Origin of the sequence: Bacillus cereus group sp. MG4, assembly GCF_040460055.1 — a bacterium.
In the GTDB taxonomy this organism is placed as follows: Bacteria; Bacillota; Bacilli; order Bacillales; family Bacillaceae_G; genus Bacillus_A; species Bacillus_A wiedmannii.
Window position 1 is genome coordinate 1471993 of sequence record NZ_JARVGZ010000001.1, and the last position, 20387, is coordinate 1492379.

The following is a 20387-nucleotide window of genomic DNA, read 5'->3' on the forward strand; positions in this document are numbered from 1 at the left end:
GTAACCTTTATGTAACCTCACCTTTTTATCCAGTATATACCATAAAACGAAAGAAATACAAATGTAAAACTCCATATTCTTATTTATAAAGAAACACCTTGTGAACATAAATAGGTATTTGCCGTGCCACACTCCGCTTTTACACATACATTATGGTGAATTAACCTATTTTAAAGAAATGGAGGATATTTTTATGTACCCCTACAATCCATACGATCCATATAACCAAAATGGTTATCAACCTCAATATGATTTACAAGCACAATACCAACAATATATAGATCCAGCAGAACAAGTTAATCCATATGATCAAAATCGACAATTCCAACTTCCAATCTCTTTTCCTGGTACTGGAAACCGTCAACTAGAAAGACGAGTAAATGAGCTTGAACAAAGAGTACGTCAATTAGAAAACACGGTTGAGCGTCATACACGTAGATTAAACCGCTTAAACCAGCGTTTACGTACAATAGAAAACAGACTAAACATTCCATTTTCAGCATTAGAAGACGGATTTTAATTTCGAAAGTAAAAAATATATAAAGGAAGGGGCCCCCCTTCCTTTATATAAATTGACGAAAGTTTTTTCCATCTCTATACTGATAAGAGTTAATGAAATGAAACAAGGTGATAAATATGGATTTTGAAATAAATTATCTTTCCTTTTATGTTGTACAAGTAGAAGGAAAAGGTGAAGCTGTTGATAAACGCTACAAACATTTTCAAACGTTAGACGCTGAAGAGTATGAAGATAGCTCCTTAAAAGAATTTTTGAATGGTGAATTATTAAAAATTTCAAAGCGAAAAGTAGAACGTCATGCGAAAACAGAACAAGCTCCGACAAAGATCGGTCGCTTCATTGTAGAAGAAGGGCACGAACTTGATTCAAACCCTCATTACAACCTCTTTAATCGCATTCGCTTTGCGGAAACAAAAGAAAACTTCAAAGATATGAGTGAACCTCTCGTTTATACATATCTGGACACAAGCGCTGTACGCGGTGGTGTATTTTTAATTGCGCAAGCAAAACTACGCAAATACTTTGATGATCCATTCGTTTTCGTTATGAAATGTGACTTCGAACCGAAAGTCGCTTCTATTTCAGATGAATCCACACTGATTCGTAACGTTGAAATGGCCATCACAACAAAAAACATGAAATCTATCCAATATCCGTACATGCCTGAAGAAGGTATGGTCGAAGTGGGTGAGCTAAAAATTCACCAAGCATCACACGCCCGCTACTTTGAAGACTTCTTAAAATTCGTCGAGTACGAACGCTCTATGCCTGAAATTATGAAAACACAAGTAATGGACATGGTATATGACCAAATTGAAGATGTATTTGAAGAAGGTACGGAAGAACGCGAACAATTCGACCAAGCAATGGAAGTATGGGCTGCCAGTCCGAAACGCGAAATTATGGAACAATTTTCAACTGAAGAAGTAATGGAGGCTACCGCTCAAATCGTCGAGCATGCTCCTGAAGTGGAATTAAAGTTAAAAGCAGATCATATCTCTGTGAAGGCCCTGCTTGCTGATTTCGGGGATCAAATACATATCGCAAAAGTAAATGACCGATACGTACTAATGATCGAAGCTGATACACTTACGTTTGAGAAAGGCTTCTCTCCGATTGAATTTCTGAAGCCTGATGAATTGCAAGACGTGATTGAGCGGATTGAGAATAAGCAGCAGTATTCTTATGATCCGAACGGGATTGAATAAATCCTTCCATATATCTATTTTTACTGAGCGCTGTTAATAAGCGCTCTTTTATTTTGAACTTAGTTGACCTTTATATTAAAAACCGATTCTTAGTAGAATCGGTTTTTCTGCTTTATAACAAAATATGTTTATTTTTAATCCAAGATAACAATTGTTGCAGAATCCAGTAGATTCCTTCCTTGTTGTACAAGCGTATTTCTATTAGAGTAGTCATTATGTATGTTGGTAAAATGAAAATTTCACTTCACTACCTCAAATTTATTGTACTCGTAAAAAGATAATTGAAAACGATATTCTGGATGCTCTCTTACCCAATCATAGGCTTCTTCTAAAATATCCATTTTGTTTTGCAAGTCATTAAGTTCACTACATTCGTCCCTTTTCTGTTTGCACAGAGGGCAGAATCCATTCACTATTTTGGCACTCGTCGCCCTAATAGTTTTACTTTCTAAGTCAACTACTAGACGAAGAATAAGAGAATGCTCAGCTTTTGTAGTCACCGTCATTTCAGCAAGCCCATCCTCATTCCAAAAGACACCGTTTAATTCCATCTGTACGGTGAAGTCTTTAATATTCAAGTCTATCACTATCACACCTCCCTTGTATAAAACTCATATTTACTCTTCGATTTTAATCTTTAATACACCACGCTTTAAAGATATATTAAGCTTTTTCCAATTCTTCTTCTTTGCTATGAAAGGAAGTGCAATTACTGCTAATAGCGTGGTAAATATTATCCCAAAAACTAAAAATATTACTATTACAATGTTAAAGATTGCTTCCATTTAACTCTATCCTTTTTCATTTCTATGGGCTCTAATTTTATGAATGTATTTAAAAATTCTTACCACACCTTAATTTTCAAAGCAATTATAATGGCCCAATCACAACAAATCAATTCCTATTTAATATGAATACTTTATTCATCCATCAGTACAATGACGTTAAATTTATGTATCTAGAAATAGAGGAGAATGTCATTTAACCTCTACATTCTCCTCCATCTCAGCCAAATATCTAATCTGTCTTTCCGCTTTTCTAACCGCCGTACGAAAATGCTTTTTCAAAAGTTCTACTGTAGCTTCACTTATATAATATCTTTCCGTTATACTTTCCCACGTGTCACTACTTTCAAATGTACTCCAAGCGAAAGGACGCTCTGTATTTTTTCTCATTTCTTTAAATACCCATTTTCGCATCTTTTTTTTCGCTTTTTCTGTTAGTTTTCCGTTCTCTACAAGTTCAAGCTCACCATGTCTTTTGTACCGTTTATGAATGTCTCTCTCGCTATATACTTTAAGAAGTATATTCGCTGTATTCTCAGCATCCGCTAAAGCTCGGTGCTGCTTCCCTTCCCACGTTAAACCGAGCTGTTCTACTGCAAATTGTAAACTTGGTGTATGCTCAAATAACTCTTCATACGCTTGGAAAACAAACTTCTGCAAATCAAATTTGCTCTCTTTTTCCATACATGGGCATTCTACACCGTGTAACGTACAATCATGAGATAAAAAACGATAATCTTCTCTTCCCCATGAAACAAATACAGAGTCTTCTCCGATAAATTGAATAAATTTCTCTATAATTTGCGGAAATTTCTCCACACCAATTAAATCTTCCTTTGTAATTCCCGTTAATTTTGTCGTATGACGAGTGAGTCGTGCACTCGGCTTTACTAACTCCGAAAATTCTCCAATTACCTTCATTGTACTTGCTTCTATTTTTACAGCTCCGATATCAACTATCTCTGACGGATCTTCTGATTTATACGGCCTGAAATTTCTCTCTATATCGAACACAATAAAATGTGTAGCGTTTTCCAATTTATTTACCTCTTTCTAAATTCCTTTTCACACACATACTCTATTTTCAGTATTTATTTATTCATTCATACACTTTATGCATGAAATACTTCGTCTAATAAACGAAAATTTAATCTCATTATTATATGTACATAGGAGGTTATTCAATAAAAATGCAAAAAAAAGAAGGGCAAGCCCTTCTTTTTTCCATAATTACTTCTTGTTAACGTTTGTAGCTTGAGGTCCACGGTTACCTTGTTCTACTTCGAAAGTAACTTCTTGACCTTCTTCTAAAGATTTGAAGCCGTCGCCTTGGATAGCTGAGAAATGAACGAATACGTCTTCTCCGCCTTCAACTTCGATGAAACCGAAACCTTTTTCTGCGTTAAACCATTTTACTTTACCGTTTTGCATTTAAAAAATCCTCCTACAATGTACCTATATGTACATATTCATTTTCAACCACTTTACAATAATACTTCAAAAATTAAAAAACTGCAACCCCAGAGGAGATTTAACATTGCTATCCTCCTCGGAAGTTACAGCTCATTTAAATCTCTATATTATTAAAAGTAAAATGGTTTAAAGTAACTATATCATATCAATATAATAAAAGTAAAGTTTTTTTTGCTATATAATTTTTTTCTTCCATTGCATCGCTTTTGATTCACCTGATCCAGCTACAACATAACCCTCTTTTTGGTTAACGATGCGCCAGCCATGCCCTTTAACTGAGTCACATACTGTAACAAGTCCTTCTTCTAAAAGTACACGACAAACCGTACTAATCCCCGCCTTATTTTGCGTTGACGTTGTATATAGCACATGTTGATCTACACTCAAGGCTAAATAGCTACTTGCTTTCTGCTCACTTTGACATGTGTGCCAATATGTTTTTTCACTCTCAATACTTTCATCTATTTTACAAAAAGAAATATTCCCGCTAATCCCCTTGCACGATCCACTCGCTGCTACTATATAAGAATTGTGTACAGTCAACGCTGAGATCATCTGATTCATCACGATTTTAATCCTCTTTAATTTACGTGTCTCCAAATTAAAGAGCCAAACACCACCATATTTAGCATGTATTTTCGTACCAATAAATAAGTAATGTTTATATAAAAATAACGATCGAATAGATGGTGCCCCGCCACCATACTCAAGAAATGGATGAATGGTTTCCCATGTCGAACCAAAATCATTAGAACGATACAACGTTTTATCTCCATGAGCAATGACTGTTCCTTGTACATTACTACACACATTCCAACTCGTTGCTTTTGTTGGAAAACGCTGAACCGTCCAGTTCTCCCCACCATTCATACTACGAATAAAAATCCCTTCGTCACCTACACCATACACTACATTATCTTCGCTATGTAAATCCCTAATTCGTTTTTGAAAACCATTTAATATTTGTTTCCATTCTCCGCCTCGTTCAATAAATAAGCCATTATATGTAGTAGCTAACATAAGTTTTCCATCTCTTAACTTTGTAATAGCGGTCGCACTTAACATTGTCTCCACGTTGACACTCCCATTCTTAGAACTTCTCAGCAAATGCAATTGCAAAATTACTGCATTTTTCAACATCCTCTTCATCTTCTGGAGCTAGTTCGATTTTCAATCCTTCTTGTACAAGCTCTGCACCGCGTTCTACAAGTCTTTCTTCAAATATCGTTACCGCTTCACAAAATAGTTCATACGCCGTATCACCTGATCCGAATACCGCTACTTTCTTCCCTGATAAATCTATATTTTCTAAGTCCTCATGGAAATCTTCCGCCTCAAACGGTAATTCACCATCGCCCCACGTATAAGATCCTAAAATGATTCCATCATAGGCTAATAATTCTTCAGCATCCATGCCTTCCATTTCTTGCAATACTACTTCATGATCAAAAGCATCTAAACTAACTTTTATTAAATCAGCAATACTCTCTGTATTTCCTGACATACTTGCATAAGCTATTAAAATTTTTGCCACTTCGGCATCCCCCTCTTACAATAAATGATTCTCATTCTCATTATATTAATAATGATAATCAATTTCAATTATATTTTTCATTTTTATTTATTCCATACAAAAAAGCACAGATGACTATACAATCACCTGTGCTTTTTTATTACTTTTTAAAAATACCAAACGGCTTTCCAACTGGTAATACAACTTTACCGAAGTGTGTATTTAACACTGCTGCTGCTGAACCATAGAAAGATAATAATGAAATACATAGTTCAGAATACGCTGCTAAATTATGCATTGCATGCGGCATAACACCTAAAGTACTTAATGAAAGACCAATAAATAAGAAATCAATAAGGACGAAAATCATAAATAATACTTTATGTGTTTCCATTGCACCAATTGTCATAAAGATTGTGAAAATCAAATATCCAATAAAGGCTACACCCAGCTGTTTTGAATCTGCAGCTTGTGCTAATTTTTCGCCAAATACTCCAAGTTGAATTAACCAAGTCATTCCAACACCTAACCAAAATAGGCCGTAGGCACCGAATGCTGTTGTACCGAACGTATTGTTATGCTTTGCATCGTGAATGCACGCAAAGATTTGTGCAAATCCTCCTAAAAAGATTGCCCACGGTAATACAAGTGAAACGCCATCTGTTAAGCCTAACTTTTGAGATGATGCTACAAGTGTTACCATCGCTAATCCAAATAGACCAATTCCAGATGGATCTGCTGTTGTCATTTTCACATGATGTGTAGTAGTTTGATTGCTCATATAAACCTCCTGATTATAAACATACTCGAATACAATACTTAAATCAGAAGACTATGTCAATGGTTTTTTTTGTATGTTGTCAGACCTTACTTTTTATAATGATTACATATACTTCCGACCACTTCATACGGTTTTATATTCACTTTCTCCAACTCGTGTATCGGCAACCATAATGGAATATAACTCCCTCTATCTTTCATTTCGAATTCTTCAGCTTTACCATTTCCGAAAACTCCACCTACAATATGGGCATTAAAATAATACTCCGTTCCCTTATACTCCACCTTTGCAATCAGATGCTCCACTTTATATGTACCCCTAATTCTTCATAAATTTCTCGCTTTGTTGCTTCTTCAGCTGTTTCTCCTTCTTCAATTCCTCCGCCTGGAAAAACATAATATGTTTCCCCTTCTCGAATACGTTTTATAAGAGCAATTTTCCCTTCCTGTACAATGATAGCCCCGCCCCGATTTCTTATCATTTTATTACCTCAATACGAATCGCAACTGTTCCCCACTTTTTTTCTTGTTCTTTCGTATATATTTTGTATGTACTTTCTAGCATTTCCTCTAAACTATCATTTTCACAATCCAATAATTTGTGATCAATTTGTTCGTACATTGCTTTAAAGCTTGCGTATCGTTTTATTTCCGTTACTTTTACAGTCATCATTGCTTCTGTCGTAAGGTTTGTAAATACAATATTATCGCCTTGTTTTATAAGTTGACGTTTTGTATCGTATAAACGTACTTCATATACTTTTTTTCCTGATTGAATTGACTGAAAAGGTTTATTATATAGCCCCATTTCGTATATCATTCATTCCACTCCCTTTTTATTCGTTGCACCTACTAATTGTGTATTACCAATTCATATAACACAGTTCCACTTATTCCAAGTTGCATATAATGTTCCATATCCATTACTTGCTTTAGAGAGGATGCTAAATTTGTTATGTTATTTTTAAATCAAAAACCTGAATATAATAAATATGATATTGGTGATTATACTTATAGTAAAGTAGGTCCAACCATTTTTTCTTGGAATGATGAAACGAAATTAAAAATAGGTAAGTTTTGTTCATTAGGAGAAGAAGTCGTTTTTATACTTGGCGGTGAACATCGCGCAGACTGGATAACGACATACCCATTTAATGCATTTTTTAATGAAGGAGCACATATTACTGGTCATCCTTCTTCAAAAGGTGACATCGTAGTCGGCAACGATGTATGGATTGGTTATCAATCCTGCATTTTATCTGGTGTTACAATTGGTAACGGAGCCATTATTGGGGCAAAGAGTGTTGTTACAAAAGACGTACCCCCATATGCAATTGTAGCTGGTAATCCTGCAAAATTTATTCGATATCGTTTCCCGCAAGAAACGATTGACAAACTAGAAAATCTCGCATGGTGGGACTGGGATATTTCTATTATAAAAGGAGCCATTCCATTTCTACTTTCCAACAAAATCAACGAGTTTTTTACCTCACCCGAAAATGAATCTATGTGATTGATACAAAAAGAGCATCTTATTCTGAACTGCACCCCCATTGTTAGACACAGTCTAACAATTGGAGGTGCAGTTTTTCTATGGCTAAATTTACAGCTGATGAAAAAATACAAATCGTTCTACGGTATTTGAACGGAAATGAAAGTTATCGAAAAATAGGTAGAGCGATCGGTATAAGTAACACAATTATTTTGAATTGGGTAAACCAGTATAAACAGAATGGTGTGGAAGCTTTTCTAAAACGTTGTACAAATTACACACGACAATTTAAACTAGACGTACTAAACTTTATGATTGAAAACGGTATGTCCTTATTTGAGATGGCAGCTATTTTTAACATTCCTGCCCCTTCAACGATTTCTGTTTGGAAAAATCACGAGACCAGACAAAGCGCAAGTAGTCTATGAATTAAGGCATAAATATTCGGTGAAGGCACTCGTGGAGCTAGCTAATATTCCACGAAGCACGTATTATAATTTAGTAAAGAAAATGAATCGTCCAGATGTAGATGCCGATTTGAAAGCTGAGATGAAAGCGATTTATGAGGAAAATGAAGGTCGTTATGGTTACCGTCGCATTCGTGATGAATTAACGAATCGTGGTCAGAAAGTGAATCACAAAAAGGTTCAACGCATTATGAAAGAGCTTGGATTAAAGTGTGTTGTGCATATGAAGAAATATAAATCCTATAAAGGAAAAGTCGGTAGAATTGCACCTAATATTTTAGAGCGTAATTTTTATACAGATGCACCGAATCAAAAATAGGTAACGGACATCACAGAGTTTACATTGTTTGGAGAGAAACTGTATGTATCACCTGTATTAGACTTGTATAATGGTGAAATTATTACCTATACAATTGGTTCTAGACCGACGTATTCACTTGTTTCAAAGATGTTAGAGAATGCATTAGAACATTTGCCTGAAAATCACCAACTACTGATGGACTCTGATCAAGAATGACATTATCAAATGAGACAATACGTCCGTACACTTGAATCAAGAGCTATTGTACAGAGCATGTCTCGAAAAGGTAACTGTTACGACAACGCAGTAATAGAGAATTTCTTCAGAATTATGAAGTCGGAGTTCCTCTACATAAAAGAATTTGAAAGTGTAGAGCATTTTAAAATAGAATTAGAAAAATATATAGATTATTATAATACAAAACGGATTAAGGCAGCTTGATAAAATAACCTTGTCTAACTTTTAGGGGTCACTTCATCACTATAAATAGGAGTGCTCGTTTTTATTTTCGTCTATTCCTTTTCGGGCCAAATTTTCGCGTTTGGTTCTAATAACCACTTGTGTTCTTCTTCCATGATACGATCATTCCATGGGTTAATTTGGATTTCTTTTTCATTTCCTATTGTTATCCTTTTTTATAATTTTCGTATGGTCAAACAATCCACTTGCTGACAATCCGATAATCATTCCTTGAAATATATTCATTTTGATATCTTGAGACAAAAATAAAACACCCAGTATAATGCCAAGCGTCAAATTAAATATCGGAATATATTTTGTTTGCAATCCATTTGTTTTAGCAATTTGCGATAACCCTATAACAGCCCCAATCATTGCCGTAATTTCAATCATTACATACCGCCACCTTTCAAGAGGAAGGTCAGAGCTGCTCCAATTATTCCACCAATAATAAGGCGTAATATCCATGTTGTATTTGCACTAATCTTATCTAATTGCTTATTAATATTAATAATGTCTTTTTCATTACCTGCTGTCCTCATTTCTAGACCTCTAATCTCTAGTCGTATATCTTTAATATCTTGTCTTATTTCCTGAACATCACCTTTCATCTCTTGCAAACCATCCATTATTTCCACCTCTCTCCTACTTCGTATTTAATTAAAAATTAAAAATCTTAATATGCATATACTTGTCTTTTCATCTCATTATTTAATCCCTTCTGGTTTAACGTCCACCTCAATTTGTCCCTCAATAATATCCTCGGTAACTACTTTTGTAGGAACCTCTGTTGCTGGGTTTCCCGTTTTTACAATGGAAACAGTAATTGGACTTCCTCTAAACAGCTCCACGTTGACGTTAAAATTGCTAGCGGTAATAATCCCAGCATTCACTAAATTATCCACAACGTCATCAATTTCCATAAATTTATTGTCATCGCTTGGCATGATTTGATTTAGAATTTGGTTCTGAAATTGATTTTCCTCTGGATGTGTATTTGTCATATCTTCCTCTCCCGTTTTAATTTTGTTTATTGATTTTCTAACAATCTCATTTAGTACGTAAATTTTGCTATGTAGTTTAAAAAATAATATCTTAATTTAATTAAAGGAGTAATATTTACTCTCCGACTCGAAAGAATATTCAGATATTTAATGAGTGCAGTATTTAACAGAAAAACTACCAATTCGGATCACTTACGTCGTAACCTAATATCAAAAATATGTTTCTAGTAAACATATACTATTTCTAAAACACAACGTAGATTGTATACACTTAGTTCAGCTACACTAAAAACAAACAATTTGTGAATTTAAATCTTCTAATTATAAATTTTAATCCCTGTCTATTAGACAGGGATTAGTAGAATAAGAATCAGGCTTTTTATTTAATTAAATACTCCATTATTCGCACATCGTTGTAGAATGTGCACTAAAATTTCCTCTGTCACTTTTCCATGTGGATGTGAGTTCTCATCAATAATTCCTCTTTCTAATCCCCATTTCCATGCATCTCTCGCCCATTCTGATGGCTCTCCATTTTGGTAGCTCATATTAGAGGCGATTGACACTGTACTTCTAGTATCTGAGAATACTTTGTTATTGTATATACGTTGCAGCATGTGTACCAGGATTTCTTCCGTCACTTCTCCATGTGGATGAGAATTTCCATCTACAATTCCTTTTTCTAGTCCCCATTTCCATGCATCTCTCGCCCATTCCGATGGTTGCCCATTTCTATAACTTGTATCAATAGAAACCGATACTACGCTTCCAGTACCTAAGAATACTTTGTTATTGTATACACGCTGTAACATGTGTACTAAAATTTCTTCTAAAACTGTTCCATGCGGATGAGAATTTCCATCTACAATTCCTTTTTCTAATCCCCATTTCCATGCATCTTTTGCCCAATCTGATGGCTCTTTATTTTCAGAAGGATCAGGTCCTTTTCCTAAATGGTCTAATGGGTTCACAGCATTACTCTTATTAATATTCCAGCCGCCTTTATGCAGTTCAAAATGTAAGTGTTGGCCACTAGAATCCCCAGTGTTCCCCATAACTCCAATAGTTTGTCCTTGGGTAACATAATCTCCTACGTTCACCGTTCGAGAACCACTACGCATATGAGCGTATACAGTCTCCCATGTAACTCCATCAATAGTATGCACGATCATAATACATTCACCGTAACTAGATGAAAAATACGAGCGACTAACTTTTCCATTAGCCGCTGCATAAATCGGATGATACCCTGCTTCAGCAAGGTCTATCCCATGATGATTTGGTCTACTGCCTCTAAAACCACTTGTTACTCTCGTTGTATCTGTTGGATAAATAAACTTTGCCATACTAATCTTCCTTTCTTTTTTGCACAGTATAATCAAGGTACTTAAATGAGTACCTTCGTTTACTTTTTTATTTGACAAGAATCTTTATAATATGAAAGTCTTATAATTACTTAAATACCCCATTATTTGTACATCGTTGTAGTATGTGTACTAAAATTTCCTCTGTTACTTTTCCATGTGGATGTGAATTCCCATCTATAATTCCTTTTTCTAATCCCCATTTCCATGCATCTCTCGCCCATTCTGATGGCTCTCCATTTTGATAACTTACATTAGTGACAAATGCTCCTGAGCTTCCAGTACCTGAGAATACTTTGTTGTTGTATACACGTTGCAACATGTGTACCAGAATTTCTTCTGTCACTTCTCCATATGGATGTGAATTTCCATCTACAATCCCTTTTTCTAGACCCCACTTCCATGCGTCTCTCGCCCATTCTGACGGTTCTCCATTCCGGTAACTTGTATCAATAGCGAAGGATACTGCACTTCCAGTACCTAAAAATACTTTGTTGTTGTATACACGTTGTAACATGTGTACCAAGATTTCTTCTACTACCGTTCCATGTGGATGTGAATTCCCATCTACAATTCCTTTTTCTAATCCCCACTTCCATGCACTTCTCGCCCACTCTGATGGTTCTTTATTTTCAGAAGGATTAGTTCCCCCATCAAAATCAACATATTGCTTAACAATTTCAGCGTAGAAGAAATTCCCTCCGTTTTTATATCGGTAGCCACCATTGTATGCCACAGCAATTGGATTACTATATCGAACCATGGCACCTGTTGTATTTCCAAGTGATGGTGCAACAACCGTTTTAGAATACAGATCCGCCACCGGTAATGAATGTTGTTTCTTGTTTGAAGCTAACCAGCGAAGGTAAGCTCGTCCAAAATTATATGATTGAACAATGGCACTTAAATCTGTAATACCATTTTTTTTCGCATCATCAAAAGCTCCTTTTAGATGCTTTACTCCATAATAAATTGAATCTTTAGGATTTTTAATTGTATTCATTGGCCACCCTTGTGATTCACTTGATTGCATAATATCAGGTGTTTTTTCAGAATTCCCGTCACTTTCCACCATAATGATTCCAAGTACGTAAGGAATTAACTCAGGTACTCCTTGTGCAGAACATTCACTTTCTACCATTGATTGCCAACGTAACACTTGTTGTGGCAAATTCTTTGTTTTAACTGAAGTAGCTAATATACTCATTACTAAACATCTCCTTATTTTCCCATTATGCTTGCCTAAAAAACTACTACTATATTAAATATGACTATCAGCCAAATACCCATTAATCTATAAAATTACTTCATGTTGCTCACCTTCTTTCACAACAAAAAGAGCAACCATAAAATAGCTGCTCTTTCGTCGAAATCTTATATTACTACTATAAATCACTTTTTCAATACTTTCTGTACACTGCATGTAGCCTACAAAAAGGTAACATTAATACCCATTTGAAAATTTGACAATCTTTCTTATTTCAGCATGTTTTCGTCAGATGTACCCTGTACTATAATGCAACTCAAACACTACTTGTTCTAAAACTATCCTATCGATATGTTTCATCTTTTTTAGTTTTACTTTAATACAAATAATTTTTTTAATTAGCGAATCCAACGAATGATTTTTTCATCAAATTCTACCCAACCTTTATCTTTAATGTAAATCCAATTGTTATCCCTAAACTCAATTATCCATTGTCCTACACTTACTCGATCACGTATACCACTGTTGTAATTCGCATGATGGTAACACTCTAATCCTTCCCATTCATTCCAAATGACACCTTTACTCCTACCATCTTTTTCGATACGCATTGCTGTTTCAGGAACCCAGTTGTCATTGGCGATTTTAAACCAAAATCTTTTCCCATCCCATGCACTCTCTAAATATACATGGCCACTGCCAAGAGGAAGCTTTCCTACTACTTCCGCAAGATCATTTGGTTCTTTATATACCCAAGACTGTCGCTCTACACATTGTAACCAACCTAAGTTATTGGTTAACCAATCTGGTGGTAATGATACATTCTTTCGGGTGTCTACATCTGTAGGATCAGGATTATTTGAATTAGAGCCCTTTCCTATAAACCATTCAATAGTTTTATTTCCTACTAAGTAATTTAAGTCTACATTACCAGTAATTCCTGCAACGCTACCAGTTTCAGTATATTGCCATAGATCACAGCTATATGCAGGTTTACTGCCACCATAACGAGGAATCCATAAGAAATCTGCACTCACACTATTTAGTCCATAACTTGTATACATGTGATGTGACACGTATAATCCAACTTTCCAGCCCGCTGCACGACATGTATCAATGAAGGCCTGTGATGCTTTTGCTAAGTTAGTGGGTCCACAACTAGCAAGTGTGTCATCTTCTACATCCAATACAAGGAATTTTGCATCCTTGTCTGCACGATTCATAAAATCTCTTGCTTCTACAATAGCGTCTTGGACACTTGTATAACATCCATAAGCATAATGACCAAATGGAACTCCATATGCTTTACAACCTTGGACATATTCTTTATATTTTAAATCAACCTTATTAGATCCATATTGTACACGAATAATAGCCAGCTCCAAATCATTACTCGCTTCAGCCCAATTTATATTTCCATTATGATAAGATATATCTGCTATTTTCTTCATTTATATATGCTCCTTTGTTAATCATTGATAGAAATCCTTTTTCTAGCTACATTGTTATTTAGCTTGTGATTCTAATTAATAAAAAATAAAGAAGAGTCGCTCCATAAGGACCTACTCTTCTTTTTAACAAATCTATCGAATCCAACGAATAATTTTTTCGTCAAACTCTACCCACCCTTTATCTGTAATATAAATCCAGTTGTTATCTCTAAACTCAATTACCCATTGGCCTACACTTACTCGATCGCGTATACCACTGTTGTAATTTGCGTGATGGTAACATTCTAGCCCATCCCATTCATTCCAAATGACACCTTTACTTCTACCATCTTTTTCAATACGCATTACTGTTTCAGGAACCCAGTTATCATTGGCAATTTTAAACCAAAATCTTTTCCCATCCCATGCACTCTCTAAATACACATGCCCACTGCCAAGAGGAATCTTTCCTACTACTTCCGCAAGTTCATTTGGTTCTTTATACACCCAAGATTGTCGCTCTACACATTGTAACCAACCTAAGTTATTAGTTAACCAATCAGAAGGTAGCGTCACGTTTTTACGTGTATCTACATCAGTAGGATCAGAACCATTTCCAGTGTTACCACCGTCTCCTTTTCCCAGATAGTCTAACGGATTCACAGCATTACTCTTATTAATATTCCAGCCGCCTTTATGCAGTTCAAAATGCAAGTGTTGGCCACTAGAATCTCCAGTGTTCCCCATAACTCCAATAGTTTGTCCTTGGGTAACATAATCCCCTACATTCACCGTTCGAGAACCACTACGCATATGAGCATATACAGTTTCCCATTTGACCCCATCAATATTATTCACAATCATAATACATTCACCATAACTAGATGAATAATAAGAGCAACTAACTTGTCCACTAGCCGCTGCATAAATCGGATGATAACCTGGTTCTGCAAGGTCTACCCCATGATGATCTGGTCTACTGCCTCTAAAACCACTTGTTACCCTTGTTGTATCTGTTGGATAAATAAATTTTGCCATATTAATCTTCCTTTCTATTTTTCACACCATATAAAAAAGGTACTTACATAAGCACCTTGATTTACTATTTATATATTTTTGGCCTATATACTAATTTTTCATACCATAAGATTGATAGAAAAAAGTTCTCCGTCGTTACCTTACATTAAGATTTCCTTTAACCATGTATTGTTTTCAAAATATAATGTATGTTTAACACATCCAGATATACTTTAGTTTTCTCAGGTGACTTTTGTGAAGTACTTCAATAAGAGCACTATCTTTTTTAGCGAATCCAACGAATAATTTTTTCGTCAAACTCTACCCACCCTTTATCTGTAATATAAATCCAGTTGTTATCTCTAAACTCAATTACCCATTGGCCTACACTTGCTCGATCGCGTATACCACTGTTGTAATTTGCGTGATGGTAACATTCTAGCCCATCCCATTCATTCCAAATGACACCTTTACTTCTACCATCTTTTTCAATACGCATTACTGTTTCAGGAACCCAGTTATCATTGGCAATTTTAAACCAAAATCTTTTCCCATCCCATGCAGTCTCTAAATACACATGCCCACTGCCAAGAGGAATCTTTCCTACTACTTCCGCAAGTTCATTTGGTTCTTTATACACCCAAGATTGTCGCTCTACACATTGTAACCAACCTAAGTTATTAGTTAACCAATCAGAAGGTAGCGTCACGTTTTTACGCGTATCTACATCAGTAGGATCAACTCCTCCGACAAAATCTACATACTGTTTAACAATTTCAGCATAGAAGAAATTTCCACCATTTTTATATTTATAGCCACCATTGTATGCCACAGCGATAGGATGACTATATCGAATCATTGCGCCAGTGCTATTTCCAAGAGATGGCGCAACAACAGTTTTAGAATACTGTTCTGCCACCTGCAGTGAATGCTGTTTATTGTTAGAGGCTAACCAACGGATGTAAAAACGCCCAAAATTATATGCTTGAACAATTGCACTTAAATCTGTAATACCATATTTTTTTGCATCTGCAAAAGCTCCTATTAAGTGCATTACCCCGTAATGAATTGACTCCTTAGGATTGTCAATTGAATTCATCGGTCTCCCTTGAGATTCACTTGACTGCATAATATCGGGCGTCTGTTCAGCATTACCATCACTTTCCACCATAATAATTCCTAATACATAAGGTACTAACTCAGGTACCCCTTGTGCATTACATTCATTTTCTACCATTGTCTGCCATCGGAGGACCCGTTGCGGCAAATTCTTTGTCTTAACTGACGCAGCTAACATACCCATTACTAAACATCTCCTTATTTCCCTATTATTTTTGGACCAAACACTACTATTTTACTAAGTACTTTTAACTTCTAAATACCTATTAACCTATTGAATTACTCCATAGTACTTCGCTTCTTTCACAACAAAAAGAGCAACCATAAAAATAGTTGCTCTTTCGTCGAAATCTTATATTACTACTATAAATCACTTTTTCAATACTTTCTGTACACCGCATGTAGCCTATAAAAAGGTAACATTAATACCCATCTAAAAACTTGACAATCTTTCTTATTTCAGCGTGTTTTCGTCGGATATAGCCTGTACTATAATGCAAGTCAAACGCTATTTGTTCTAAGGTCATTCCATCAACATACTTCATTTTGAGTATTTGATGATCTAGTCCTGTAAACTTATTAATTAAAATCTTTAAATTGAACACTTCATTCATCTTATGTCCTAATTCATATTCAATAGCTTCAATCCGGTCTTCTACTTTAGCCCCTTCCGATTCAGCGGTTAATCGTACATTTTGCAAATCACCACTAATCCAGCGCTTTAATTCCGCTTTTGATTTGTCTAAGTTATATTCTAAATATGTAATTTCTTCTTCTAGTTTCTGATAATCTTTCAGCCAGTCAAACATACAATAATCCCCCTACTTTTCTTTATTTAAATTCTGCTTTTATTGATGTAACCAAAGATAAACTAACCTTAATAATCAATTTAATCGGAAAAACGGATATTTATTGTGATTTGTATTTTCTTAATAAAGCTTTTAACCTCTCACGCTCTTCTTCAATCGTTACCTCATTAATATGTCTATGTTGTTCTCCTGAGTCTTCATCTTCCTTTTGATGTAACCATCCTGGTACCATTTCATTTCGTTTTGTGTATCCTGAACCAGATTGTTTTTTATTTTTACTAAGATCAAACTGTTCATCTAGTACAGCTACGTCATTTCGTGTTTTTACTTTTTTTGTTTCCCACTTTTTGAGAATCCCACGTACATATCTCCATTTCGGTACATTTTCATCAAGAGATCTATTTACTGCTTCAAGAATCAATTCACTTCCCAATACTCCACAAAATTCACCAAGCTCTGCGATAGCTATTTTACTTAACGAAATACCGTTTTTCAGCAAATAGCTATAAGCTATTTTAAAATCTTCATCCATCAATCTTTGTGATAGTGATTTATCTTGATTATCATGATGATAATTTGTATTTGGTATATCCGTATTTAGTTCTTTAGTACTTTGTATATCAGTATTTAGTAGCTTGCGGTTTTCCACCGTTAGGTTCCCAGCAACAGGATTATCAACAGGTGGATTTTCCACTGGTGGAAAATCCTCCAATGGGATTTCGTAAATAATAGTCTCCCACCTAACAATTTTGTTTTTTACATCTTTAATAGGAAATCTCTTAATATATCCGTACTCTTTTAATTCTTGCATTCCAGCTCTTAAGCTATTAATACCATCTTTTGCGTGCTGCGATAATTCTTCCCTATAAAACACCCAATCATCTGGAAGTGTAAGTATGTATGCTAATATCCCCTTCGCCTTCCAAGAAAGCCTTTTATCTTTTAAACCTGTATTATTAATAACGGAATAATTATTATCCTTTTTAACTCTAAAAATCCCCATAATATCTACCTCTCCACTATTGTTAAGATCAAATACCTACATTCGAGATTCTGTACTCACTATCAATAACTTCCCCATGATGAAACCTACTTTTTATTCCTTTCAAACCAACACGACATTAAAAAGAACTTTAAGTTCGATTTATTACTAAAAAAAAGAGCATCTATACTCATATCAAAATACTTAGCAATCTTCTTAGCTGTTCCCATTGATGGAGTTCTTTCTTTTTGATCAATCATTCGAATATACCGTTCAGTCACTCCACAATAATGTGCAATTTCTTTATATAAATTCTTTTGCGGATCGTACATTTTATTTCCCATTATCACACCTCCGAAAGAACAATTAGTTCTAAATACAGATTACAGAACTAATTGTTCTTTGTCAATGCAAAAAAGAACAATTTGTGCTAAGATAAATTCAAAAGAGAACAATTAGTTCAATTAGAGAGGTGAACAATGTGATAGGACTTAGAATAAAATCCTTACGAAAAAAAGAAAATTTAACACAAAAACAACTAGCTGAAAAAATTGGAGTATCCCAAAGAATGATAGGTTACTACGAATCAGAAGAAAGATTCCCTCCACATGATGTTCTAACTAAATTAGCTGATTGCTTTTCGGTTTCAGCTGACTATTTACTAGGACGAGATGTTACGGACGAAACAAAGAAGCAATTAACGCCAAAAGATGAGAAAGACATAGCAAAAAGAATGGAAGAAATAAAGAAAGACCTTCAAGGAGAAGATGGCTTAATGTTCTCTGGTGAACCTATGAGTCAAGAAGCTGTAGAATCACTATTAGATGCAATGGATTACATTGTAAAACAAACGAAAGTAATTAATAAAAAATACGTGCCTAAGAAATATCGTAATCCAGACGATAACTGATGCGAGCTTAGGAGGGAATACATTGAAATTCGTCATTAGAGATCTAGTCCAACAACTTAGCACCAAATACAACACGACAAACCCCTATGAGCTTGCAGATTACTTAAAAATACATATATTAACATGGGATTTACATGAAGAAATAAATGGTTTTTATAAATATGAAAAAAGAAATCGTTTCATTGTCATTAATACTAATTTGTCTCCATCTATGCAAAGAACTGTTTGTGCTCATGAATTAGGACATGCAGTCCTACATACTCATGCAAATACACCTTTTCTGCGTAAGAATACATTCTTTTCCGTTGACAAATTAGAGATAGAAGCAAATACGTTTGCTGCGCTTTTGTTAATTGACAAAAAGACCATTCAGCCTGGTGATACAAAAGCATGTATAGCATACAAAAATAATATTCCAGTTGAACTCTTAGAATTTTATAAACCTTGCTAAAGGAAAAAAGACATTTTATTTATTAAAAACAAGGAGAAAGCCCCCATTTGAGTGCTTTCCCCTTGTTTTTATAAGTGGACCTTGTAGGAATCGAACCTACGACCGAACGGTTATGAGCCGTTTGCTCTAACCAGCTGAGCTAAAGATCCAGAGCATAAATTTTACTTTATAGGACGTATTCACATATACTACTTCTTTGATCTCAGGTTCCTCAACAAATTTAAGATCGTTCCCGTATAGATTAAAAATCTGGTTCTTTGCATCCTCTTTTGATAGAGTACTAGACTGATTTAAGTCTCCCTGTTGCTGTAAATCTTGAGCACTATTTCCTGAAATACTCGTAAGTACACCTTCATCAAAATTATTAAGTACTCTTAATATGTTTAAGTTAAAAACAAATCAAGCTATTTATAGCGTAACAAAACATTGAACTCAAGTCATTGAATTTGTATTTCTATATAATAATTGAGTTGCTTATGATATTGAAATTAAATTATTATAGTTATGTTTCAAAAGAATTGGACAAACTAATTCTTAAACTAAATACGGTAAAAGTAGAGGCTTATTTCAATTGCCCAATAGCTTCTTTCCTAAGATCTGTTTCTATATGCTATACTGACTCTTAATTACTTGTAGAAGAAATGATAAAAATAAAGGTTTTTTTATCTATTATTTTGTTTAGTTCTCCTTCAATTAAGTATCTTTCTTTACATTATATTGACTGTCAATCATTATATTATATATTTTAAATATAATGATATAAATAATACCAAGGAGGTTTACAACATGAAAAACATAATGGAACTCCTCAACAATCCATATATTAAATACCCATTAATTGTGATTTCAGCTATAGCTATAATAAAAACAGGTTATGATTTAGGTTCCTTTATTAAAAAATTAAAATATTTTTAAACTTTAAAAATCAATTGACTTTTTTAACAATAGATCCATTGCTTTAAATGATATAGAAAAAGCACTACGGATTAAGGCAAAATTAAAAATGAGCCCGGTACATACCGGACTCACTTTTATCAAGCTGCCTAATGAAATAACCGTGTCTAACTTTTAGGGGGGCACTTCACAAAATGCTCTT

25 protein-coding genes, 1 tRNA gene and 4 pseudogenes are annotated in these 20387 nt (G+C 34.7%); 7 read left to right on the forward strand and 23 right to left on the reverse strand.

Annotation, left to right across the window (positions count from 1 at the left end; genetic code table 11):
• The first annotated feature begins 178 nt into the window (after positions 1 to 178).
• Both QCI41_RS07800 and QCI41_RS07805 read left to right on the forward strand, forming a co-directional pair.
• Complete coding sequence (locus QCI41_RS07800; protein ID WP_116300170.1) at positions 179 to 520, forward strand: hypothetical protein; 342 nt, start codon at positions 179 to 181, stop codon at positions 518 to 520.
• Positions 521 to 636: 116 nt separating this feature from the next.
• Positions 637 to 1728: a DUF3900 domain-containing protein gene (locus QCI41_RS07805; RefSeq protein ID WP_000345047.1), complete on the forward strand. Its 1092-nt coding sequence runs from the start codon at positions 637 to 639 to the stop codon at positions 1726 to 1728.
• Between the two features lie 239 nt (positions 1729 to 1967).
• On the opposite strand, the gene QCI41_RS07810 is transcribed toward QCI41_RS07805, so the two are convergent.
• From QCI41_RS07810 to QCI41_RS07850, 9 genes and pseudogenes are all read right to left on the reverse strand, one after another.
• A complete protein-coding gene (locus QCI41_RS07810; protein WP_353837706.1) occupies positions 1968 to 2315 on the reverse strand; it encodes a hypothetical protein in 348 nt (115 codons plus the stop codon).
• Positions 2316 to 2345: 30 nt separating this feature from the next.
• A complete protein-coding gene (locus QCI41_RS07815) occupies positions 2346 to 2513 on the reverse strand; it encodes a hypothetical protein (protein ID WP_353837705.1) in 168 nt (55 codons plus the stop codon).
• Positions 2514 to 2705: 192 nt separating this feature from the next.
• A complete protein-coding gene (locus QCI41_RS07820) occupies positions 2706 to 3551 on the reverse strand; it encodes an exonuclease (protein ID WP_097858318.1) in 846 nt (281 codons plus the stop codon).
• A gap of 192 nt (positions 3552 to 3743) precedes the next feature.
• Positions 3744 to 3944, reverse strand: a complete 201-nt coding sequence (cspB, locus tag QCI41_RS07825) for a cold shock-like protein CspB (protein ID WP_001179147.1) — start codon at positions 3942 to 3944, stop codon at positions 3744 to 3746.
• Between the two features lie 216 nt (positions 3945 to 4160).
• A complete protein-coding gene (locus QCI41_RS07830; protein ID WP_353837704.1) occupies positions 4161 to 5060 on the reverse strand; it encodes a WD40/YVTN/BNR-like repeat-containing protein in 900 nt (299 codons plus the stop codon).
• A 16-nt stretch (positions 5061 to 5076) separates the two neighbouring features.
• Positions 5077 to 5520, reverse strand: coding sequence for a flavodoxin (locus tag QCI41_RS07835; RefSeq protein ID WP_001062763.1), 444 nt, complete (start codon positions 5518 to 5520; stop codon positions 5077 to 5079).
• Between the two features lie 139 nt (positions 5521 to 5659).
• The gene (locus tag QCI41_RS07840) at positions 5660 to 6280 is read right to left on the reverse strand and encodes an acetate uptake transporter (protein WP_000070936.1); all 621 of its coding nucleotides are present in this window, start codon (positions 6278 to 6280) and stop codon (positions 5660 to 5662) included.
• An 86-nt stretch (positions 6281 to 6366) separates the two neighbouring features.
• Positions 6367 to 6761, reverse strand: a pseudogene (locus QCI41_RS07845) (NUDIX hydrolase).
• Positions 6758 to 7099: an ASCH domain-containing protein gene (locus QCI41_RS07850; protein WP_353837703.1), complete on the reverse strand. Its 342-nt coding sequence runs from the start codon at positions 7097 to 7099 to the stop codon at positions 6758 to 6760. Before QCI41_RS07850 ends, QCI41_RS07845 begins: the two are co-directional and overlap by 4 nt.
• Before the next feature lie 135 nt (positions 7100 to 7234).
• Here QCI41_RS07850 and QCI41_RS07855 point away from each other — a divergent pair, with 135 nt between their 5' ends.
• On the forward strand, positions 7235 to 7792 hold the full coding sequence (locus QCI41_RS07855) for a CatB-related O-acetyltransferase (protein WP_046954606.1): 558 nt from the start codon (positions 7235 to 7237) through the stop codon (positions 7790 to 7792).
• An 80-nt stretch (positions 7793 to 7872) separates the two neighbouring features.
• Positions 7873 to 8980 (forward strand): annotated as a pseudogene (locus tag QCI41_RS07860) (IS3 family transposase).
• 71 nt (positions 8981 to 9051) lie between these two features.
• Here the strand turns inward: QCI41_RS07860 and QCI41_RS07865 are convergent.
• The 12 genes and pseudogenes from QCI41_RS07865 to QCI41_RS07920 form a co-directional block, all read right to left on the reverse strand.
• A pseudogene (locus tag QCI41_RS07865) lies at positions 9052 to 9138 on the reverse strand (5-deoxy-glucuronate isomerase); the annotation flags it as partial.
• Positions 9139 to 9151: 13 nt separating this feature from the next.
• Positions 9152 to 9391 carry a hypothetical protein gene (locus tag QCI41_RS07870; RefSeq protein ID WP_046957787.1) on the reverse strand — a complete coding sequence of 80 codons (240 nt, stop codon included), beginning with the start codon at positions 9389 to 9391 and terminating at the stop codon, positions 9152 to 9154.
• On the reverse strand, positions 9391 to 9627 hold the full coding sequence (locus QCI41_RS07875; protein WP_000348873.1) for a hemolysin XhlA family protein: 237 nt from the start codon (positions 9625 to 9627) through the stop codon (positions 9391 to 9393). Before QCI41_RS07875 ends, QCI41_RS07870 begins: the two co-directional genes overlap by 1 nt.
• Positions 9628 to 9705: 78 nt before the next feature.
• Positions 9706 to 10002 (reverse strand): hypothetical protein, encoded by a 297-nt coding sequence (locus tag QCI41_RS07880; protein WP_046957786.1) that lies wholly within the window; start codon positions 10000 to 10002, stop codon positions 9706 to 9708.
• 383 nt (positions 10003 to 10385) lie between these two features.
• Complete coding sequence (locus tag QCI41_RS07885) at positions 10386 to 11348, reverse strand: M23 family metallopeptidase (RefSeq protein WP_353837702.1); 963 nt, start codon at positions 11346 to 11348, stop codon at positions 10386 to 10388.
• Between the two features lie 106 nt (positions 11349 to 11454).
• Complete coding sequence (locus tag QCI41_RS07890) at positions 11455 to 12573, reverse strand: lysozyme family protein (protein ID WP_353837701.1); 1119 nt, start codon at positions 12571 to 12573, stop codon at positions 11455 to 11457.
• Between the two features lie 398 nt (positions 12574 to 12971).
• Positions 12972 to 14024, reverse strand: coding sequence for a glycoside hydrolase family 25 protein (locus QCI41_RS07895; protein ID WP_353837700.1), 1053 nt, complete (start codon positions 14022 to 14024; stop codon positions 12972 to 12974).
• Between the two features lie 132 nt (positions 14025 to 14156).
• Positions 14157 to 15041 carry a M23 family metallopeptidase gene (locus QCI41_RS07900; protein WP_353837699.1) on the reverse strand — a complete coding sequence of 295 codons (885 nt, stop codon included), beginning with the start codon at positions 15039 to 15041 and terminating at the stop codon, positions 14157 to 14159.
• Between the two features lie 265 nt (positions 15042 to 15306).
• Complete coding sequence (locus QCI41_RS07905; RefSeq protein ID WP_353837698.1) at positions 15307 to 16323, reverse strand: lysozyme family protein; 1017 nt, start codon at positions 16321 to 16323, stop codon at positions 15307 to 15309.
• Between the two features lie 238 nt (positions 16324 to 16561).
• Positions 16562 to 16948 (reverse strand): hypothetical protein, encoded by a 387-nt coding sequence (locus QCI41_RS07910; protein WP_000460739.1) that lies wholly within the window; start codon positions 16946 to 16948, stop codon positions 16562 to 16564.
• A 100-nt stretch (positions 16949 to 17048) separates the two neighbouring features.
• Positions 17049 to 17951 (reverse strand): DnaD domain-containing protein, encoded by a 903-nt coding sequence (locus tag QCI41_RS07915; protein ID WP_046957782.1) that lies wholly within the window; start codon positions 17949 to 17951, stop codon positions 17049 to 17051.
• An 86-nt stretch (positions 17952 to 18037) separates the two neighbouring features.
• Complete coding sequence (locus QCI41_RS07920; RefSeq protein ID WP_000527104.1) at positions 18038 to 18274, reverse strand: helix-turn-helix transcriptional regulator; 237 nt, start codon at positions 18272 to 18274, stop codon at positions 18038 to 18040.
• A gap of 137 nt (positions 18275 to 18411) precedes the next feature.
• Between QCI41_RS07920 and QCI41_RS07925 the strand changes: the two genes are divergently transcribed.
• The gene (locus QCI41_RS07925; RefSeq protein ID WP_000579786.1) at positions 18412 to 18840 is read left to right on the forward strand and encodes a helix-turn-helix domain-containing protein; all 429 of its coding nucleotides are present in this window, start codon (positions 18412 to 18414) and stop codon (positions 18838 to 18840) included.
• Between the two features lie 22 nt (positions 18841 to 18862).
• Positions 18863 to 19291, forward strand: coding sequence for an ImmA/IrrE family metallo-endopeptidase (locus QCI41_RS07930; RefSeq protein WP_046957781.1), 429 nt, complete (start codon positions 18863 to 18865; stop codon positions 19289 to 19291).
• A gap of 75 nt (positions 19292 to 19366) precedes the next feature.
• On the opposite strand, the gene QCI41_RS07935 is transcribed toward QCI41_RS07930, so the two are convergent.
• Together QCI41_RS07935 and QCI41_RS07940 are read right to left on the reverse strand one after the other, a co-directional pair.
• A tRNA-Ile gene (locus QCI41_RS07935) sits at positions 19367 to 19440 on the reverse strand.
• 28 nt (positions 19441 to 19468) lie between these two features.
• Positions 19469 to 19648, reverse strand: a pseudogene (locus QCI41_RS07940) (M4 family metallopeptidase); the annotation flags it as partial.
• 429 nt (positions 19649 to 20077) lie between these two features.
• On the opposite strand from QCI41_RS07940, the gene QCI41_RS07945 reads away from it, so the two are divergent.
• Positions 20078 to 20206, forward strand: a complete 129-nt coding sequence (locus QCI41_RS07945; RefSeq protein WP_000789922.1) for a hypothetical protein — start codon at positions 20078 to 20080, stop codon at positions 20204 to 20206.
• Positions 20207 to 20387: the final 181 nt, after the last annotated feature.

Excerpts from the sequence above, each read along its gene's own strand:
- QCI41_RS07800 (WP_116300170.1), top strand. The coding sequence starts at position 179 with ATGGAGGATATTTTTATGTACCCCTACAATCCATACGATCCATATAAC.
- QCI41_RS07805 (WP_000345047.1), top strand. The coding sequence starts at position 637 with ATGGATTTTGAAATAAATTATCTTTCCTTTTATGTTGTACAAGTAGAA.
- QCI41_RS07815 (WP_353837705.1), bottom strand. The coding sequence starts at position 2,513 with ATGGAAGCAATCTTTAACATTGTAATAGTAATATTTTTAGTTTTTGGG.
- cspB (WP_001179147.1), bottom strand. The coding sequence starts at position 3,944 with ATGCAAAACGGTAAAGTAAAATGGTTTAACGCAGAAAAAGGTTTCGGT.
- QCI41_RS07840 (WP_000070936.1), bottom strand. The coding sequence starts at position 6,280 with ATGAGCAATCAAACTACTACACATCATGTGAAAATGACAACAGCAGAT.
- QCI41_RS07850 (WP_353837703.1), bottom strand. The coding sequence starts at position 7,099 with ATGATATACGAAATGGGGCTATATAATAAACCTTTTCAGTCAATTCAA.
- QCI41_RS07855 (WP_046954606.1), top strand. The coding sequence starts at position 7,235 with ATGTTATTTTTAAATCAAAAACCTGAATATAATAAATATGATATTGGT.
- QCI41_RS07870 (WP_046957787.1), bottom strand. The coding sequence starts at position 9,391 with ATGATTGAAATTACGGCAATGATTGGGGCTGTTATAGGGTTATCGCAA.
- QCI41_RS07875 (WP_000348873.1), bottom strand. The coding sequence starts at position 9,627 with ATGGATGGTTTGCAAGAGATGAAAGGTGATGTTCAGGAAATAAGACAA.
- QCI41_RS07880 (WP_046957786.1), bottom strand. The coding sequence starts at position 10,002 with ATGACAAATACACATCCAGAGGAAAATCAATTTCAGAACCAAATTCTA.
- QCI41_RS07885 (WP_353837702.1), bottom strand. The coding sequence starts at position 11,348 with ATGGCAAAGTTTATTTATCCAACAGATACAACGAGAGTAACAAGTGGT.
- QCI41_RS07890 (WP_353837701.1), bottom strand. The coding sequence starts at position 12,573 with ATGAGTATATTAGCTACTTCAGTTAAAACAAAGAATTTGCCACAACAA.
- QCI41_RS07895 (WP_353837700.1), bottom strand. The coding sequence starts at position 14,024 with ATGAAGAAAATAGCAGATATATCTTATCATAATGGAAATATAAATTGG.
- QCI41_RS07900 (WP_353837699.1), bottom strand. The coding sequence starts at position 15,041 with ATGGCAAAATTTATTTATCCAACAGATACAACAAGGGTAACAAGTGGT.
- QCI41_RS07905 (WP_353837698.1), bottom strand. The coding sequence starts at position 16,323 with ATGGGTATGTTAGCTGCGTCAGTTAAGACAAAGAATTTGCCGCAACGG.
- QCI41_RS07910 (WP_000460739.1), bottom strand. The coding sequence starts at position 16,948 with ATGTTTGACTGGCTGAAAGATTATCAGAAACTAGAAGAAGAAATTACA.
- QCI41_RS07915 (WP_046957782.1), bottom strand. The coding sequence starts at position 17,951 with ATGGGGATTTTTAGAGTTAAAAAGGATAATAATTATTCCGTTATTAAT.
- QCI41_RS07920 (WP_000527104.1), bottom strand. The coding sequence starts at position 18,274 with ATGGGAAATAAAATGTACGATCCGCAAAAGAATTTATATAAAGAAATT.
- QCI41_RS07945 (WP_000789922.1), top strand. The coding sequence starts at position 20,078 with ATGAAAAACATAATGGAACTCCTCAACAATCCATATATTAAATACCCA.